We start from the raw sequence: 2,957 nt of genomic DNA on the forward strand, positions 1-2,957 counted from the left end.
GCCGCGTACAGGGGAAAGATGGTTATCAATATTGCTTCAATTGAAGCCCTGTTGGGCTGCTGTTTGTGTAAGGGGACAGATTCCTCCCCGTGCATGAATGACAGGGGTTTCCATCCGTCCCTTTACCAACCCTAATTTTCGATGATGAATCATCCACAAACTCCCGTTTACGTAATTGGTGCGGGACTCGCCGGTACCGAAGCTGCATGGCAAATCGCCCGGGCAGGGGTGCCGGTGGTGCTGCACGAAATGCGTCCGCAACAGATGACCCCGGCACATCATACGGAACATTTTGCCGAATTGGTGTGCAGTAACTCGTTTGGTGCGAAAGCCAGCGATCGGGCGGCGGGGTTATTGCACGAAGAACTGCGCCAACTCGATTCGATCGTCATCGGCAAAGCCGACGAACATGAAGTGCCTGCCGGCGGTGCCCTGGCGGTGGATCGCGGCGTGTTTAGTGCCGATTTAACCGCCACTTTGGCCAATCACCCGTTAATCGAACTGCGGCGCGAGGAAGTGAGGGAAATTCCCCGGGAAGGCATCGTGGTGCTGACCAGCGGTCCGCTCACCAGTGCAGCCCTCGCCGAGGATTTGCAGCGCTTTACCGGAATGGAGTATATGAGTTTCTTCGATGCTGCCAGTCCAATTGTGGTGGGCGAATCGATAAATCGCGAGATTGCCTTTCGCGCCTCCCGCTACGACAAAGGCGATGCGGATTATCTGAATTGTCCGATGAATCGGGAGGAATATTTGCAGTTTTGGCAGGAATTATGTAATGCCGAACAAGCAGAAGTGAAGGAGTTTGAGCGGGAATCGGCGAAGTTTTTTGAAGGCTGTTTGCCGATTGAGGAAATGGCCAAGCGCGGGGAAGATACCATGCGCTACGGACCGCTGAAACCCGTGGGTCTCACCGACGGGCGCACCGGCGATCGCTTCTATGCGGTGGTTCAATTGCGTCAGGAAGATAAAGCAGGCCAATTGTGGAATATGGTGGGCTTCCAAACTAACCTGCGCTGGGGGGAACAAAAGCGCGTGTTTCGCTCGATTCCCGGGTTGGAAAATGCCGAATTCGTCCGCATGGGCGTCATGCACCGCAATACGTTTATTAATTCCCCGCAGTTGCTCGAGGCGAGTTTACAGTTTAAGCAGCGCCCTACGGTGTTAGCGGCGGGACAACTGATCGGTACCGAAGGTTATACGGCGGCGGCTGCCGGTGGATGGTTGGCCGGCACCAATGCGGCCCGCTTGGCGTTGGGATTGGAAACGGTGCAGTTACCGGGAACGACGATGATGGGCGCGTTGTTCGAGTTTATTAGTTCTGCTTCGCCAAAGCACTATCAACCAATGCCGCCAAATTTTGGCATTGTGCCACAGTTGGAGCGGAAGGTGAAGAATAAGCGAGAGCGCTATGGGAAGTATCGCGATCGGTCTTTGGCCGATTTGCGTACCTGGTGCCGCGAGGTCCTCAAGCTCTCTGTGGCTGCTTGATTAAGATAACGTGAGAACGCGGCACTGCCGCGTTCTGACGGTAGGCGTTTAAACGTTAATAATTTTCTCTATGATAGGTGAGGGTGCCCTGGAAAGCAAGCGGTGGTTTAACCGGCGGTGGTTTAGCCTCACCGCCGAGTCGGATCGGCAATGGATGGCGATTTAGCCGATCGCATCCAAATCAATTCCCAACGTTGCCAGTTGTTCGGGAGAAAGCGATCGCAGTTTCTCCTCTAACTGCTGGCGCTTTTGCCGTTCCTGTTGCGCTTCTTCCTGACCGATAAGCAACAGATTCCCTTCCAAATCCCACCAGCGCAACCAGTGTTGGGTTTGGTTTTGATAGGTTCCTTCCCAAACTCCCAATTCCACTTGCATCGGCGGAATCGGATAATGGCCGCGATCGTTTGGCGTCATTGCCTGATAAAATCCATCTACGTGGTGATAAACCTCCAAGCTGTTATCTCGAATTGAAAAAATCCCATAATAAGGTGCCCGAATAATCTGCTCGTACACCCAAAACTTCCCGGGTTTGGTCACTTCTTCGCCACGGCGATATAATGGAGTTCTGTCTCGTTGTTCCCTACCATCTCCGGAGGCAAATTCTAACACAATAGTCGGTGCAATATGTTCGCGCCAAATCACATAAGAACGGCGATATTGCCCTTGTAATTTCGGCGGTACATTGCCTACGTAAAACCAGTCGGGGGCCTCTGCACCCTTTTCTGGGGGTTCGGTTTCGCGCCAATAAATCCCGCAATCCTGACCGATGCAATAATATCCGTCGGGATGGAGGCGTTGTAGGGTGGAAGTGAGAGAGTCGGTAAGCAGGAGGCTTTGAGGATATTCTTGAAAATTTTGCACAAACGTACCATCAGATTCGGGTAATTGGGTGCGATCTGGGAAAAAGGGCGGTAAATCGGTTTTGTTTGCGGTTTCTGTCATACTATTCTCTCATAAATTGGTGTTACTTTTGATTGTAACTCATACAGATTTAGGCACCGGAGAATTAGTAGTCAATAATGTCACCCCCTTGAAGTTCGCGCCATTCTGTGTCTCGTTCGTAATGCTCCACCATTGCCTCAGCTTGTGCTGCCAAAATGCGGCGACGTTCGGCTAAAGGCAATTGCATAAAAGTACGGCGATCGCTTAACGATAGCGTTTTTGACTCTTCGGTGACGGGGCGAGAATTCGATTCACCCTTTGGTAAAATCACAGAATATTCAACCATGTGAGAATTGGCAATCCGCTGGGAAGCATTAAGAATTTCTAGTCTCACCAAATTCCCATTTTTGTCATAATCTAGAATCCGCTCGGGTTGTTCGCGGTCTCTTTTTTCCACGGGAGTGTCTTGGAAATATATATTCAAAACATCGGTTTCGGGATTATAGCTAATTTTCATCAGAAATTAGGGTTGGTAAGGGGGAGAACGGAAACCCTCGTCATTTATGCGTAGGGAGGAGTTCTCCCCC

At 51.2% G+C, this 2,957-nt stretch carries 3 protein-coding genes; 1 reads left to right on the plus strand and 2 read right to left on the minus strand.

The features are described 5' to 3' along the window. The first annotated feature begins 141 nt into the window (after positions 1-141). Positions 142-1,488 carry an FADH(2)-oxidizing methylenetetrahydrofolate--tRNA-(uracil(54)-C(5))-methyltransferase TrmFO gene (gene trmFO, locus LKK83_RS10345; RefSeq protein WP_442957301.1) on the plus strand — a complete coding sequence of 449 codons (1,347 nt, stop codon included), beginning with the start codon at positions 142-144 and terminating at the stop codon, positions 1,486-1,488. A 162-nt stretch (positions 1,489-1,650) separates the two neighbouring features. Here the strand turns inward: trmFO and LKK83_RS10350 are convergent, their stop codons facing one another. Further along, on the minus strand, positions 1,651-2,430 hold the full coding sequence (locus LKK83_RS10350) for a Uma2 family endonuclease (RefSeq protein ID WP_324631015.1): 780 nt from the start codon (positions 2,428-2,430) through the stop codon (positions 1,651-1,653). A gap of 64 nt (positions 2,431-2,494) precedes the next feature. After that, positions 2,495-2,887: a DUF2283 domain-containing protein gene (locus tag LKK83_RS10355; protein WP_324631016.1), complete on the minus strand. Its 393-nt coding sequence runs from the start codon at positions 2,885-2,887 to the stop codon at positions 2,495-2,497. Positions 2,888-2,957: the final 70 nt, after the last annotated feature.

This window comes from Phormidium sp. CCY1219, assembly GCF_035615515.1.
Classification (GTDB): Bacteria; Cyanobacteriota; Cyanobacteriia; order Cyanobacteriales; family Laspinemataceae; genus CCY1219.